The following is a 12,928-nucleotide window of genomic DNA, read 5'->3' on the forward strand; positions in this document are numbered from 1 at the left end:
GGTCGGGGCTACGTGCTCCGGCCCTCTTTCCATGCCTGGACCATCGCTTGGATGAGTGGGCCGCTCAACTCGTCCTCGACCGGCAACTCGTCGAGGGCGAACCAGGCCACGTCGAAGATTTCGCTCTCCTGCGACCGCAACTCGCCCGTCACGCTCTCCACGCGGTAGAGGACGCTGATGTTGTCGATCACGTCGCCGTGCGGGTAGGTGAAGCGGTACTCCGCCCCGGCGTGGAGGCGCAAGGGCTCCAGCCCGGCAGCACTCAGCCCCGTCTCCTCGCGCAGTTCGCGCCGGGCACACGCCTCAAAGCTCTCGCCCGGTTCCAGACTGCCGCCCGGCAAGGTCCAGCGGCCAGTCCCCTTGTGACCGAGCAGCAGGAGGTAGCCCCGCCCGTCCGTCACCAGCACGTTCGCGCCGGGAGCGAAGAGGGGGCGTGAGCCTACTAACTTCCTCAACTCCAGTAAGTGATTCCCGATCGGCGGCGGCTCCGGGAAGGGAAGGAGGGGAAGGGGCGGCAGGCCCGCACGGGCGCGCAGGGCGTTCAGGTTGACCCGGTTGATGTTCCCGCTCAGGGGCGGCAGGTCACCGAGCCCGAACCACGCGAGGTCCAGCGTCTCCCCGCTGTCGTCCGGCGCGGCGTGATCGAGGGCGGAGGCGGGCAGGGTCCCGTACACCTGCGCCCCGACGAGGTAGATCTCGTGCCCGTTCGGGTAACGGTGGTACATCGCCGGGCCGCTGATCAGGCCCTCCGTCAGCGGCAGCAAGGCGAGATCGGGGCACCTCAACCCCGTCTCCTCGCGCAATTCACGGTGGGCGGCCTCCAGGAAGCTCTCGCCCGGCTCCAGGCTCCCGCCCGGCACGCCCCACAGACCGTCGTCCCCCCGCCGCTGGAGGAGGACCCGCCCGGAGTCGTCCTGAAGGAGGACGCTCACGCCCACGGAGACCAGGGGCGCCGCTCCCCACACCGCGCGCAGTTCGGACAGGTAGGACATGGGCCGCACTCTAGCCGCCGCCTGCCCCTAGCATGACCGCATGACCGACCTGCGCGACGCCGAACCAGCCACCGAGGCACAGAACACCCCCGCCGGGACGGGCGGCTGGGGCTTTGAGACGACCGCCGTGCAGACCGGCGTCGCGCGGGGGCTGGGCCAGACGGTCGGCATCCCCATCCACCAGGCCGCCGCCTTCCAGTTCGAGACGCTGGAGCAGGCGCAGGAGGAGTTCCAGCTCAATCAGGGCCTCAGCTACGCCCGGCTCCAGAATCCCACCGTCCGCGCGCTGGAGGAACGGATCACGGCGCTGGAGCGCGGCACGGCGACCGTCGCCCTCGCCAGCGGGCAGGCGGCGACCTTCACGGCGATCCTCAGCGTGTGCCGGGCGGGGGACCACGTCGTCTCCACGGGCAGCCTCTTCGGCGGCAGCGCGGGCCTGCTGAACAACATCCTCCCCCTGATGGGCGTCACGGCGACGATCACCGAGAACACGCCGCAGGCCATCGAGGCGGCCATGCAGCCGCAGACCCGCCTCGTCTGGGCCGAGACCATCGGCAACCCCGCCGGGGACGTGCCCGACCTGGAGGCCTTCGCGGCCATCGCCCATGAGCGGGGCGCCCTGCTCGGCATCGACAACACCTGGGGCGGCGTGGGCTACCTGTGCCGCCCGCTGGAGCACGGCGCCGACATCGTGACCCACTCCCTGACGAAGTGGGCGGGCGGCCACGGCAGCGTGATGGGCGGCAGCGTCACGGTGGGCGACCGACACGACCTGACGCGCAACCCGATCTACACCGACGGGGGCGAGAGCGGCCTCCTCAGCGTCCGGGGGGAAGGGGCCCTCGCGTGGCGGCAGCGCTGGTTTGGTGCCCACCAACTCGGCATGACGCTCGCGCCGCACAACGCCTTCCTGCTCGCGCAGGGGCTCGAAACGCTCGCCCTGCGCCTGGGCCGTGAGTCGGAGACGGCGCTGGCGCTGGCGACGTGGCTCGAACGTCACCCCCGCGTCGGTCGCGTCTCGTACCCGGGCCTGCCCGGCAGCGCGCACCACGCCCTCGCCCGCCGGTACCTGCGCGGCGGCTTCGGGGCCGTGCTGACCTTCGAGGTCGAGGACCCCGCCGCCTTCCTCGCCCGGCTGCGCGTGCTGCGGATCGCCCCCAACCTGGGAGACAGCCGCACCCTCGTCGTCCACCCCTGGACGACCACCCACGGCAAGATGCCTGAGGCCGCCCGCCGCGCCGCCGGGGTCAGCCCCCACACCATCCGCATGAGCGTCGGGCTGGAAGACCCCCAGGACCTGCGCGCCGACATCGAGGGGGCGCTGGGGTAGGGGGGAAGGGGGCGAAGCGGCTTCCTACTCCCCCACGCTCTGCCCGTTCCTGGGCATCAGGGTGTAAGGCGTCCCCCGGGGCGACAGCTCGCCGCTCAGACGCAGCAGCAGGGCGTGGGCGGGCCGCCCGGCCCTTCCGTAGTCCAGCCGCTCCGCGTAGCGCCGGGCGTCCTGCCTCAAGTCGCCCGGGTCGCCCGTCAGCCGCAGGTGAACGAGGTCGTAGGGGAGGGCGAAGTGCAGCCGACCGTCCACGCCGGGCCGGGCCAGATCGAAGGCCAGCACGAGGGGACTCGCCCGGGAGGCGGGGTCGCGCGGCGGCAGATACATCACGCTGACGAGGGCGTACACGTCCCCCGCGCCCCCCGGTCCCCGCAGCGTGTGGGTGCGGTACAGCCTCACCCCACTCCAGCGGGCGCTGTACGCCTCGCGCACGCCCAGGTCACGCGCCAGGGGAGCGAGCCCCAGGCTGTAGAGGTTGTACCCCTGCACAGGCCGCGAGGCCGTGCCCAGCCGCAGGGCCACCCGCCCCACCCGGAGTTCGGGATTGACCCACCCCCGCACCCGCACGTCCAGCCCGGCGCCGATCAGCGACCGCGCCAACGTGTTCGCGTCGAGGTACACCTGCCCGCTTCCGTAGTCGCGCACGAGTGCCCGGCTCAGGTAGGGCCCAGGCGCGCTTCCCCCGGTCTCCACGACCACCGGACGGCGCGCAGTGGGGAAGGACAGGACGGGCCGGGTCGGCGGGCCCGACACCCCCACCCCCGCCCGCCGCAACTCGGCCTGGAGGCTCTGAACGTTCAGGTACGTAAAGGGCCCGGCGGGCAGGCTGTAGGTCGGTCGGTACCCTTGCACCTGCGCTCCTCCCCGCGACAGGTCCGTCACCGCCAGAAAGGCCCCGCAGCCCAGCAGAGCGCTCAGCACCGCCTCGCGCTTCGGCGTCGGCAGCCGGGAGCCCCACGAACCACGGGCCGCGCGTCTCAGGTCACGCCGTCCACCCTCGTCCCCCATACGCCCTCCCCGATGCTTGGAGATGCCCGCCGAACGTCTGGAATGCCCTGCTGGCCGATGGGGAAACCCAGGACCCTTTGCCGGTATCGTCCTCCCCGCATGGAAAGCCGTCTGTGACGCGGCGTGCAAAAGGTCGGCCCGGCGGGCGCGGAAGAGGTGACCTCGCGGCGGCTCAGAGCCAGGGCTTCTTGCCGAGAACGTACTGCCCGTAGAACTCCTCGTCGGACTTGGTGAGGTAGAGGATGCCCTCGACGAGGCCGAGCAGCCCGATGGCGCCGCTGATCAGGCCCGCCAGCGGCACGGTGATGATCAGCCCGAGGCCCAGCGTGATCAGGCCCAGCAAGAAGGCCAGAATCCACACGCCGATGTTGGCGCCGAGCATGATCAGGCCGGGCGTGTTCATCCCTAGGTAGAACTTGTGCACCCCCAGGCTCCCGAACACGATGCCGAGCAGCCCCGCGATCAGCCGCTTTTGCGCGATGTCGGCGGGCACGCTCGACGGCGCGGCGGAGTCGCTGCTCCGCGTCGGCTGGAACCATTCCTGCAAGCCGCCCGTCGGTGGGGGAACCACCTGCGGCCCGGTCGGCACCGTCGGATTCCTGGCCGCATTCCCCGTGCTCCGGGCGATCCAGTCGTCCTCGTCGGCGTGGGGCCGCGCGGTGGCCGTGACGACGGTGGGGGCGGGCTGGGGCCGGGGCGTCTCGGGAATGCGGAGGTCCCCACTCCCCTCGGCGGGCGAAGGGGTGGGCGCGGGCTGAGGGCCGGAGGCTTCCGGGATGCGCAGGTCGCCCTCTGCCTGGGGGGGGGTGGAGAGGTTGACGGGCTGGGGCTTCGGCTGGGCGCTCAGCACCTCGTCCACCCAGGACGGCACGCTGGACTTGGGGGTGGGTTCGTGGCCGGGGGTCGGGTCTTCGGGCTTGGTCATGCCGCTATTACGCGGTGGGGGGGAGGGGGGTTGCGTCGGTCGAAAGAGGGGAGTCGAGTTTGCTCTCGCCTTCAGGTGGTCAGGCTCGCAGATTCCAGGCTGGTGAAAGCTGCCGAATCAGGGCATCACGACGCTCTTTAAGCTCCTGTCTCGTCGCCTCAGGCATCACGAGTATTGCCGTTTCCACCCTTTGACTGGAGGACAGAGCAGACCGAATGCAGGGAGCTAATCGGTAATGGGTTTGTTGAGAGGCGGGAGGGTTCCTCAGCCCGTCCATGCGATGCCTGAAAGAGACCTCGCACGTGCCGACGTACATCACCTCGTCGTCCGCCAACAAGGCGAAGAGGCCGTGATGCTCATCTGTTCCAAGCGCCTTGAAGGTGAGTTGCGTGCCTTCGAGAATCCAGCTTCCGAACGGTTTGAATCCACCCAGCTTTGCGTTCATCCCTACGCCCTCCCCCTTATCCGCTCCAACGTGTCCCGCACCAGCACTTCCCCGTCCCGGTACACCGTCCGCATCAAGCTGCCCGGGAAGTCGGTGTCGAAGGTTCTGTACTGCCGCGTCACCATGCGGCCATTCTCCATCACGAGGTCGAGCACGCCGTCCTTGCTGCGCTTGCCTGGGTCGGTCACGGGGTCCTTGTAGATGCCCCGGTACTCGCCGCCGACGATGCCCGCGCTGGCCTTGTAGGCGAACTTCTGGGTGTCGCGGTCCACCTTTTGCAGCAGCGCGCCGCCCATGCCGAAGGCCACGTTCTCGGCGGAGAAGCCGTCCACGGTCAGGTTCTGGAGAATCTGGCGGATGGTCGTCTCGTCGATGCCGTCCCCCTGAATCACCCGGACGTGCTTGAGCACCCGGAAGCCCAAGACGTTCGTCGTCGTGCCGAACTTGGCGGCCAGCGCGTTCACGGCGAGGCGCACCATCGCGGGGGGATCGCCGGAGTCAGGGCGGACGACGAGGGTGGCGCCGCTCTCCTTGACCTCCCGCCGCAGGGTCTCGCCCCAGTGGACGTTGATCGCGTGCTTGAGGTCGTACGAGTCGCTGACGACCGCGAAGATGCCCCCCGGCTTGCCGAACTGCCGGACCATGTTGCGGTACGCCTCGGCCTCGCACTGCTGGCCCCAGCTCGTGACCGTAGAGTGCTCGGCAGCGGGGATCGAGAAGCCCGCCACGTCCGCCCCGTAGTGGTTGCGCGCCACCCGCAGCGCCTCCAGCGTGTCCGAGCCCAGGAAGTTGACGAGGTGCGCGAGGCCCCCGATGCCCGCGCTCTCGCGGCTGCTCACCCCCCGCGAGCCGAAGTCGTGCAGCTTGAAGGGCAGCTCCTCGGCGGCGCGGTCGCTCGTCTTCTCCAGCTCGGCGCGGATGATCTCGCGCAGGTGGTAGCTCTGGGTGCAGACGGTCGTTGGATACCAAACGCGCATGAGCATCGTCTCGAACCACCCGACGAGCCACGGCAGCTCGGGGTCGGTGTTCGTCACGCTCATCAGGACGTTGTGGATGGGCACCACCGTCCCCTCGGGCACGGCGCGGATTTCGAGGGGCAGCCGTCCGCCGTGGACCTCCACCACCCGCAGCCAGCCCTCGTAGGGGAAGGGCTCGCCGTGCGCCTCGATGAGCGCGCGGGCTTCTTCGACGTTCTCCCGTGTCACCCGCCGCGTCAGGTAGCGGTCGAGGAGGTACTGGAGCCCGAAAAAGCGTGTTGCCGGATACCGCCCCCCGCGCGACTCCAGGTAGGAGAACAGCCGCGTCGTCTCCGGCGGGTACTGGAGAAAGTGGCTGCTCTTGTACGAGTCGGTGTCGAGGATGAGGTTCTGGTCGTCGAGGTGCGGCAGCGTCATGGGGAGCCTCCTGGGAACTGTCCTCTGTGCTCATCTTTGCTCCTGTCCATTATGAGTTAGATGAATATAGAAGGTCCCCGCTGGGGGTACACATCCCCCGCAGCCCCCTTACCCGCGCATCAGGAAGTGTTCGATGATCGCGTGGTGGTCCTCGAAGAAGAGTTCGGGATGAGCGAGGGCTTCCGAGAGGGGCAGCCAGAAGGCGTCGGCGGCGTCGCTGGCGGCGCGCAGGATCGGAAGCTGGCCGATGCCGAGGTCGAAGTGGAAGGCGTGGGTGACCGTGCGCCCGCGCTGGCTGCGGTCGGGGTAGTCGAAGACGGCCTGGGCGCGCAGGGCCGCCCCGAGGTTCACGCCCTCGCCCAGCCCGGTCTCCTCGCGGACCTCGCGCACGGCGCAGTCGAGCAGGCTCTCGCCCTGCCCCAGGAAGCCGCCCGGCATGGCGAGCCGCCCGCGCCCCGGCAGCCCGGCCCGCCGTACGACGAGGACGTGCCCGCTGCGGGTCACCACCCCGTCCGCCGTGACGAAGACGGGCGGGAAGGGCGCGTCCTTCCACGCGGCGCGGTACTCGCGCAAGTAGTCGAACTCGGCGCGCAGCTCGGCGTACTCGGGCGTTCCCCGGAAGGTGGTCAGGAAGGCGTGGACGGCGGGCGGAACCATGCCCGACACGTCCTCCAGGCGGTCCTCGAGGTAGGCTTTCCGCACGTCGGTCGCGCTGAGGGGGCTGATGACGTGGGTGGGGATGAATTCCCAGCCGGGGAAGGAGCGCAGGTAGTAGCTGCTCTCGTCCTTGATATGCCCGATCAGGGCCACGTCGCTGCTGCCGCGCGTGTGCTCGCCGACGCCGCGCTGGACCTCGGAGAGCCACAGCCCCTCGTTGTAGAAGTAGTCGCGCACGTGGACGAACAGCAGGCGGCTGCGCGCCACGCCCGCCTCGCTCAGCATGGCGGTGATGACCCCCTGGCGTTCCTCCGCGGTGAAGGGGTTCTTGGTGTTCCGCGCGGCGCGGGCGCTCCCGATTACCACGATGAGCTTTTGCACGCTCCTCAGGGCTTCGAGCATCACGAGGAGATGGGCCTGGTGGGGCGGCTCGAATCTCCCGATGTAGACGCCGAAGGTGCGCCTGCGCCGGGTGGGCGGGGGAGAGGCCAGGGCGGGGTCGCGCGGGGCGGTCATGAGCCCACCATAAGACCTGGGGGAGAGGGGAAGGCGGGGGGCCTCCCCTGCGCGCTGCCCGGAAGATGAAGGTTTGCGGCCCACGTCCAGCCACCCAGGGCGTAGTGTGAGCCATGCACAGACTCGGCACGTCCGCAGCGGCCCTTCTCCTCACCGCCAGCCTCGGCGCGGCCCAGGCCGGGGGGGCGCAACCTCCCGCGCCGGGCGGCGGACAGGTGCAGGCGGCCACACCCGCCACCGTCGCCGCTACCCTGCGCGAGGCGGGGTACACGGTCACCGTCAACCCGGTCGAGGGCGACGACGAGCCCAGCCTGGCGGTGAAGGCGGGCGACTACGAACTCGACGTGTGGTTCAGCGGCTGCAAGGGCACGACCTGCGACCGCGTGACCGCGAGCACCAACTGGGATTACCGCGATGACGAGGAGAGCCTCGACACCGAGTTCGTCAACGAGTGGAACGGCAATTTCTTCACCCAGGCCTACGTGTACGAGGGCGGCTACTACCTCGACAGCACCCTCACCCTGCGGGGGGGCTACACCAAGGTGGCCCTGAGAGCCTGGATGGAGGATTATCTCGGCGACGTGGAGGACTTTGAGGCCGAGCTGCCCTGAGGCCGCGGTGCCTGGGCAAGGCCCCGCCCGCTCCCGACCCCCCGTGCCAGAATTGCCGCCATGACCGGAGCGGGAGCAGGCCCAGGCGCGGAGGCAGGTGCAGGCGGCACGCGGCGGCAGGTCGCCCTGATCGCGCACGACAAGAAGAAGCTCGAACTCGCCCTCTTCGCGCTCGCTCACCGGGAGGTCCTGGCGCGCTACCACCTCGTCGCCACGGGCACGACGGGCGGCATCCTCCAGAAGCAGACCGGTTTGAACGTCGAGCGGGTGCTCTCGGGACCCCTCGGCGGCGACCAGCAGATCGGCGCCCGGCTCGCCGAGGAGCGCATTACCGCCGTCTTCTTCTTCCGCGACCCCCTCACCGCCCAGCCCCACGAGCCCGACGTGACGGCCCTGGTGCGGCTGTGCGACGTCCACGACGTGCCCCTCGCCACCAACCCCGCGAGCGCCGAGGCCCTGGTGCTGTGGCTCAGGCAGCAGGAGGCCGGGCCGCCCGCCTGACCCTGCCGTCCCGTGCGGCGGGTCGGGTCGCCGATGGTGTGGTCCCCCGTTCAGTGGAGTTTTTCAAGCGCTCGGGGTAAAGGGTTCCCTTATATTGGTCACATGTGCGCCGCCGTGACGCCCCCGCTGTCCTCCGGTCTGCTGACCGACGTGGGGCGGCAACGGGACGTCAATCAGGACGCGGCCCTGGCCCTCGATCTGCCGGGGGGCGGGCTGTACGCCGTGGCGGACGGCATGGGCGGGCACGCGGCGGGCGAACTCGCGGCGACGGTGGCGCTCGACACGCTGGGCCAGCGCTACCTCGGCGGGCGCGGCCAGCCTCCCGAGCGGCTCGCGGAGGCGGTGCAGGCGGCCAACCTCGCGGTGTTGCGGCACGCGGTCGGCGAGTACGTCGGCATGGGCACGACCCTGCTCGCCGTTCTCATCGACCGGGGCGCGGCCCTGATCGCGCACGTGGGCGACTCGCGGGCGTACCTGCTGCGCGGCGGGGAACTCCACCGCCTCACCGACGACCACTCCTGGGTGGCCGAGCAACTGCGGCTGGGGCACCTCACCGAGGAGGAAGCGCGCGACCACCAGTGGCGCAGCGTGGTGAACAACGCGCTCGGCGGCGAGGAGCGGGTGCGGCTCGAACTCTTCGGCCTGCCCCTGCGCGCGGGAGACCGCCTGCTGCTGTGCAGCGACGGCCTGAGCGGGGTGCTCACCGACGCCGAACTCCTCGACCTGCTCGCGCGGCCCCTGCCGCCCGACGGGACGACGCGCCTGCTCGTGGACGCCGCGAACGACGCGGGGGGCCCCGACAACATCACCGCCGTGGTCGTGGACGTGCACCGCCCCGGTCGCCTGCCGCGCTACACCCTCCCCGAGCGGCAGGGGGACGGGCCCGCCTACGTGGACGTGCTCCTGAGCGCCCGGCGGGGCAGCAGTCCGCTGACCTACCTGCTGCTCACGGTCGCCTATTTCACTCTGCTCGGGGTGATGCTCGTTCCCGAGCGCCGCCTGTTGATCGGCCTCGTCGGCGCCCTGCTGCTGGGGGGGATCATCACCGCCCAGCGGGTGCTGCGGGCCCGGCAGGGCCATCCCCTCTTCCGGCGCTCGCCCCTGAACCGCGTTCTGCGCCCGGCCCGCTCCCGCCCGGCCCGCTTTCGGCGCGGGAGTTAGGGGCAGCCCCCCCCCGCCGTCCCGTTCCTCCCCCGCTAGAGTGGGGGCATGAAAGACATCGTGGAGACCGCGGGCGCGCCCGCCGCCATCGGCCCGTACAGCCAGGCCACCGTGCTCGGCACCCTCGTGTTCACGAGCGGCCAGATTCCGCTGCGGCCCGACGGCACCCTGGTCGAGGGCGGCGTCGAGGTCCAGACCCGGCAGGTGCTCGACAACCTGCGGGCCGTGCTCGCCGCCGCCGGAACGGACCTCGCCCGGGTGGTCAAGACCACCGTGTTTCTCGCCGACATGAACGAGTTCTCCACCATGAACGCCGTGTACGCCGAGTATTTCGACGCTCCCTACCCGGCCCGCTCGACGGTGCAGGTGGCCCGCTTGCCCCGCGACGTGCGGGTGGAGATCGAGGTCGTCGCCGAGCGGGAGTGAGCCTGCCCTTTGTGCCCCGTCTCTCCACGCCCGCGTGGGAAGCGTGACATCCTGCGGGGCGTGGTTGTCCTTCCCGTCCGCTTCGAACGCAGTCCCCGGCTGCACGCGATGCTCAGCCAAGAGCCGCACGCGGTGGGCACCCGCGTCGTCGTGCAGGGCAAGCGCGGCCTGGAGGTCGCCACCGTGCGCGGGGAAGCCTCCCCCCCCGACCCGCAGGGCCGCTACGGCACGGTGCTGCGCGCGGCTGGCCCCGAGGACCTCGCCCGCTGGGACGACCTCTTCCGCCAGGGCGAGGACCTGAAGTGGCTGCTGCGCGCCCGCGCCCGCGAGCGGCGGCTGCCCGTCAAGCTCGTCGCCGTCGAATTCACCCTCGACGAGAGCCTCGTGACGGTGAGCTACAGCGCCGAGGACCGCATCGAACTCGGCAGCCTGATTCAGGACCTCAGGTCACACACCCGCGCCCGGGTGAACTTCGCGGCGGTGGGCCCGCGCGAGCAGGCGCAGATGATCGGCACGCTGGGGGCCTGCGGGCGCGAGAACTGCTCGTCCAGCCACCTCCAGGAGTTCGCGCCCGTCAGCATCCGCATGGCGCGCGACCAGCAGCTTCCCCTCAACCCCGAAAAGCTCTCCGGCCCCTGCGGGCGGCTGCTGTGCTGCTTGCAATACGAGCACACCCAGTACCTCGACCTCCTGGGGGACCTGCCCCGCAAGAACGCCCGCGTCTGCCACGAGGGAAGCGGCGCGTGCGGCAAGGTCACCAAGCTCCATCCCCTCACCGGGACGGTGGACGTGCACACCGAACAGGGCATGATGCTGGGCGTGCCCGCCGCCGAGCTGCGCCGGATGCCCGACGCGCCGCAGGGCAAGGGCAAGAACGCCGAGGCGTGAGGACGGAAACGTCCCGGGAGAGGTCCTTCGCAGGAGGGGCCTCTTCTCATCTTGCCGCGCCGTGGAGCTGACGGCGTGAGCGTCGTGCTTCTCCTTCTGCTGGGCGTGGCGGGCTGGGCCGTCGCCTGCGCCTGGCGCTCCCGCAGTTCTCCCCGTTCCAGGCTGGAGGCTGGCTCGGGCTGGAAATCCCGGCCCGCCCGCATGACGACCGTGGGCAGACGCGTCTTCCCCAACCGCCTGATCGGCAGGGGGCGCCCCGGGACACCGCTCCTCCCCGTCCCCTTCCGCCCAGGCGACCTCGTGCGGGTGGACGGCGAGTGGTACCACCTCCCCACCCTGCGGCGGCTGCACCGGGCCGGGCGGCTCACCTGGGGCTCCCCGGGCTGGCGCGCGCTGGAACAGGCCGAGCGGGGAAGACGGCTCAACTGAGCCCCACCGGGCCAAAAAAAACTCCCTCTGAGAGGGAGCTTCGTGCTGGTCGAGGCGGCGAGATTTGAACTCACGACCCCTACCACCCCAAGGTAGTGCGCTACCAGGCTGCGCTACGCCTCGACGGCCAGCCCCAAGACTATAGATGCCCCCCACGCAGGCGTCAAGGGTGAGCGGATCGGCGTATCCTGCCCCCCGTGAGCAACCTAATGTTCGAGGAGAAGCTGCGGAATTACGCGCGGCTGGCGGTGCGGGTGGGTCTCGGCGTGCGGGAGGGGCAGCGCGTTCTGGTGCAGGCCCCGGTGGACACGGCGCCGCTCGCCCGACTGATCGTGCGCGAGGCGTACGCGGCGGGCGCGAGCTTTGTCGACGTGCGCTGGGACGACGACGACGTGCAGCTCGCCCGCTTCTCGCTGGCGCCGGAGGGGTCCTTCGACGGGCTCAGCCGCTGGCGGGTGGACGCCGAGAAGGAGACGGCGGAGGCGGGCGGGGCCGTCATCGCCATCCGCGCGACCAACCCCAACCTCTACGCGAACGTGGACCCGGCGCGGGTGACCACCCACCAGCGCGCGCTCGCCGCCTACCGCAAGCCCTATACCGAGCAGGTGATGACCAACCGCCTCAACTGGAACCTGATCTCCGCTCCCGTGCCCGAGTGGGCGGCGCTGATGTTCCCCGGCGTCTCCCAGGAGGAGGCCGTTCAGCGGCAGTGGGACGCCATCTTCGCCGCCACCCGCGCCGACCAGCCCGACCCGGTGGAGGCCTGGCAGAGCCACCTCGCCGACCTGAAGCGTCGCCGCGAGACCCTGACCGGGCGGCAGTACGCGGCCCTGCACTTCCGGGGCGGGGAGACCGACCTCACCGTGGGGCTGGCCGAGGACCACATCTGGGGCGGCGGCGCGGCGGACACTCCAGGCGGCATCACCTTCACGGCGAACATCCCGACCGAGGAGGTGTGGACCGCCCCCCACCGTGAGCGGGTGGACGGGGTGGTCGTGAGCACCAAGCCTCTGTCGTACAACGGCGTGCTCATCGAGGGCATCCGCATCCGCTTCGAGGGCGGGCGGGTGGTGGAGGCGACCGCCCGGCAGGGCCAGGAGACCCTGCGTCAGATGATCGACACCGACGAGGGCAGCCACCGCCTCGGCGAGGTCGCGCTCGTGCCCCACTCCAGCCCGATCAGCCGCTCGGGCCTGTTCTTCTTCAACACCCTCTACGACGAGAACGCCGCCTCCCACATCGCCATCGGCAACGCCTACCGCTTCAACGTGAAGGGCGGGGTGGACATGAGCGTGGAGGAATTCAATGCGAGGGGCGGCAACGACAGCCTCACCCACGTGGACTGGATGATCGGCTCGGGCGAGATCGACGTGGACGGGATCACGAAGGACGGCGGACGCGAGGCGGTGATGCGGGGAGGGGAGTTCGTGATCTGAGCCTGCGGCGGGTGGCTTGTCGCTTGTGGAGGCAAAGTGGAGGGGCGGCCTGGATTTTCTGGGCCGCCCCCTCCCGAACTGGGCCAGAGCATTGGACACAAGAATACTGTCATGCTGAGCGCAGCGAAGCATCTCCAACGGGCCTGACGAGACCCTTCACTTCGCTCAGGGTGACAATTTTCGTCAAATGCTTTGGAGCTCAGGCCCAC

At 70.5% G+C, this 12,928-nt stretch carries 14 protein-coding genes and 1 tRNA gene; 8 read left to right on the plus strand and 7 right to left on the minus strand.

The genetic code is table 11. The features are described from left to right. Positions 1 to 8: 8 nt before the first annotated feature. The gene (locus tag A7B18_RS16245; protein WP_102127752.1) at positions 9 to 992 is read right to left on the minus strand and encodes an NUDIX domain-containing protein; all 984 of its coding nucleotides are present in this window, start codon (positions 990 to 992) and stop codon (positions 9 to 11) included. 40 nt (positions 993 to 1,032) lie between these two features. Here A7B18_RS16245 and A7B18_RS16250 point away from each other — a divergent pair, with 40 nt between their 5' ends. Next, entirely contained in the window at positions 1,033 to 2,322 is a 1,290-nt protein-coding gene (locus A7B18_RS16250) for an O-acetylhomoserine aminocarboxypropyltransferase/cysteine synthase family protein (protein WP_102127753.1), read from the plus strand. Between the two features lie 24 nt (positions 2,323 to 2,346). Here the strand turns inward: A7B18_RS16250 and A7B18_RS16255 are convergent, their stop codons facing one another. The 5 genes from A7B18_RS16255 to A7B18_RS16270 all read right to left on the minus strand — a co-directional run bounded on the left by A7B18_RS16255 (position 2,347) and on the right by A7B18_RS16270 (position 7,267). Continuing rightward, the gene (locus A7B18_RS16255; protein WP_102127754.1) at positions 2,347 to 3,330 is read right to left on the minus strand and encodes a hypothetical protein; all 984 of its coding nucleotides are present in this window, start codon (positions 3,328 to 3,330) and stop codon (positions 2,347 to 2,349) included. A 172-nt stretch (positions 3,331 to 3,502) separates the two neighbouring features. Then, complete coding sequence (locus A7B18_RS16260; protein WP_102127755.1) at positions 3,503 to 4,255, minus strand: TM2 domain-containing protein; 753 nt, start codon at positions 4,253 to 4,255, stop codon at positions 3,503 to 3,505. Positions 4,256 to 4,334: 79 nt separating this feature from the next. Then, positions 4,335 to 4,700 (minus strand): GIY-YIG nuclease family protein, encoded by a 366-nt coding sequence (locus A7B18_RS21535; RefSeq protein WP_146009566.1) that lies wholly within the window; start codon positions 4,698 to 4,700, stop codon positions 4,335 to 4,337. A gap of 2 nt (positions 4,701 to 4,702) precedes the next feature. Beyond that, entirely contained in the window at positions 4,703 to 6,094 is a 1,392-nt protein-coding gene (locus A7B18_RS16265; protein WP_102127756.1) for a nicotinate phosphoribosyltransferase, read from the minus strand. Between the two features lie 108 nt (positions 6,095 to 6,202). After that, entirely contained in the window at positions 6,203 to 7,267 is a 1,065-nt protein-coding gene (locus A7B18_RS16270; RefSeq protein ID WP_102127757.1) for a bifunctional nicotinamide-nucleotide adenylyltransferase/Nudix hydroxylase, read from the minus strand. Between the two features lie 113 nt (positions 7,268 to 7,380). Here A7B18_RS16270 and A7B18_RS16275 point away from each other — a divergent pair, with 113 nt between their 5' ends. The 6 genes from A7B18_RS16275 (at position 7,381) to A7B18_RS22690 (ending at position 11,283) form a co-directional block, all read left to right on the plus strand. Further along, positions 7,381 to 7,878: a YbjN domain-containing protein gene (locus A7B18_RS16275; protein WP_102127758.1), complete on the plus strand. Its 498-nt coding sequence runs from the start codon at positions 7,381 to 7,383 to the stop codon at positions 7,876 to 7,878. A gap of 60 nt (positions 7,879 to 7,938) precedes the next feature. Next, complete coding sequence (locus tag A7B18_RS16280; RefSeq protein WP_102127759.1) at positions 7,939 to 8,379, plus strand: methylglyoxal synthase; 441 nt, start codon at positions 7,939 to 7,941, stop codon at positions 8,377 to 8,379. Positions 8,380 to 8,481: 102 nt separating this feature from the next. Next, on the plus strand, positions 8,482 to 9,540 hold the full coding sequence (locus A7B18_RS16285; RefSeq protein WP_102127760.1) for a PP2C family protein-serine/threonine phosphatase: 1,059 nt from the start codon (positions 8,482 to 8,484) through the stop codon (positions 9,538 to 9,540). Between the two features lie 48 nt (positions 9,541 to 9,588). After that, complete coding sequence (locus A7B18_RS16290) at positions 9,589 to 9,966, plus strand: RidA family protein (protein WP_102127761.1); 378 nt, start codon at positions 9,589 to 9,591, stop codon at positions 9,964 to 9,966. A gap of 108 nt (positions 9,967 to 10,074) precedes the next feature. Then, positions 10,075 to 10,854, plus strand: coding sequence for a PSP1 domain-containing protein (locus tag A7B18_RS16295; RefSeq protein ID WP_102127781.1), 780 nt, complete (start codon positions 10,075 to 10,077; stop codon positions 10,852 to 10,854). Positions 10,855 to 10,929: 75 nt separating this feature from the next. Beyond that, on the plus strand, positions 10,930 to 11,283 hold the full coding sequence (locus A7B18_RS22690; RefSeq protein ID WP_245872926.1) for a hypothetical protein: 354 nt from the start codon (positions 10,930 to 10,932) through the stop codon (positions 11,281 to 11,283). A gap of 46 nt (positions 11,284 to 11,329) precedes the next feature. Here the strand turns inward: A7B18_RS22690 and A7B18_RS16305 are convergent. Next, positions 11,330 to 11,406: transfer RNA gene (locus A7B18_RS16305), tRNA-Pro, on the minus strand. 86 nt (positions 11,407 to 11,492) lie between these two features. On the opposite strand from A7B18_RS16305, the gene A7B18_RS16310 reads away from it, so the two are divergent. After that, entirely contained in the window at positions 11,493 to 12,719 is a 1,227-nt protein-coding gene (locus A7B18_RS16310) for an aminopeptidase (protein WP_102127762.1), read from the plus strand. The last annotated feature ends 209 nt before the right edge of the window (positions 12,720 to 12,928 follow it).

The sequence above is a fragment of the Deinococcus planocerae genome (assembly GCF_002869765.1).
GTDB lineage: Bacteria > Deinococcota > Deinococci > Deinococcales > Deinococcaceae > Deinococcus > Deinococcus planocerae.

Bases quoted from the DNA above. Each gene is read 5' to 3' on its own strand.
- A7B18_RS16295 (WP_102127781.1), top strand. From the start codon at position 10,075: ATGCTCAGCCAAGAGCCGCACGCGGTGGGCACCCGCGTCGTCGTGCAG.
- A7B18_RS16260 (WP_102127755.1), bottom strand. From the start codon at position 4,255: ATGACCAAGCCCGAAGACCCGACCCCCGGCCACGAACCCACCCCCAAG.
- A7B18_RS16285 (WP_102127760.1), top strand. From the start codon at position 8,482: ATGTGCGCCGCCGTGACGCCCCCGCTGTCCTCCGGTCTGCTGACCGAC.
- A7B18_RS16275 (WP_102127758.1), top strand. From the start codon at position 7,381: ATGCACAGACTCGGCACGTCCGCAGCGGCCCTTCTCCTCACCGCCAGC.
- A7B18_RS16280 (WP_102127759.1), top strand. From the start codon at position 7,939: ATGACCGGAGCGGGAGCAGGCCCAGGCGCGGAGGCAGGTGCAGGCGGC.
- A7B18_RS16310 (WP_102127762.1), top strand. From the start codon at position 11,493: ATGTTCGAGGAGAAGCTGCGGAATTACGCGCGGCTGGCGGTGCGGGTG.
- A7B18_RS16250 (WP_102127753.1), top strand. From the start codon at position 1,033: ATGACCGACCTGCGCGACGCCGAACCAGCCACCGAGGCACAGAACACC.
- A7B18_RS16265 (WP_102127756.1), bottom strand. From the start codon at position 6,094: ATGACGCTGCCGCACCTCGACGACCAGAACCTCATCCTCGACACCGAC.
- A7B18_RS16270 (WP_102127757.1), bottom strand. From the start codon at position 7,267: ATGACCGCCCCGCGCGACCCCGCCCTGGCCTCTCCCCCGCCCACCCGG.
- A7B18_RS16255 (WP_102127754.1), bottom strand. From the start codon at position 3,330: ATGGGGGACGAGGGTGGACGGCGTGACCTGAGACGCGCGGCCCGTGGT.
- A7B18_RS16245 (WP_102127752.1), bottom strand. From the start codon at position 992: ATGTCCTACCTGTCCGAACTGCGCGCGGTGTGGGGAGCGGCGCCCCTG.
- A7B18_RS21535 (WP_146009566.1), bottom strand. From the start codon at position 4,700: ATGAACGCAAAGCTGGGTGGATTCAAACCGTTCGGAAGCTGGATTCTC.
- A7B18_RS16290 (WP_102127761.1), top strand. From the start codon at position 9,589: ATGAAAGACATCGTGGAGACCGCGGGCGCGCCCGCCGCCATCGGCCCG.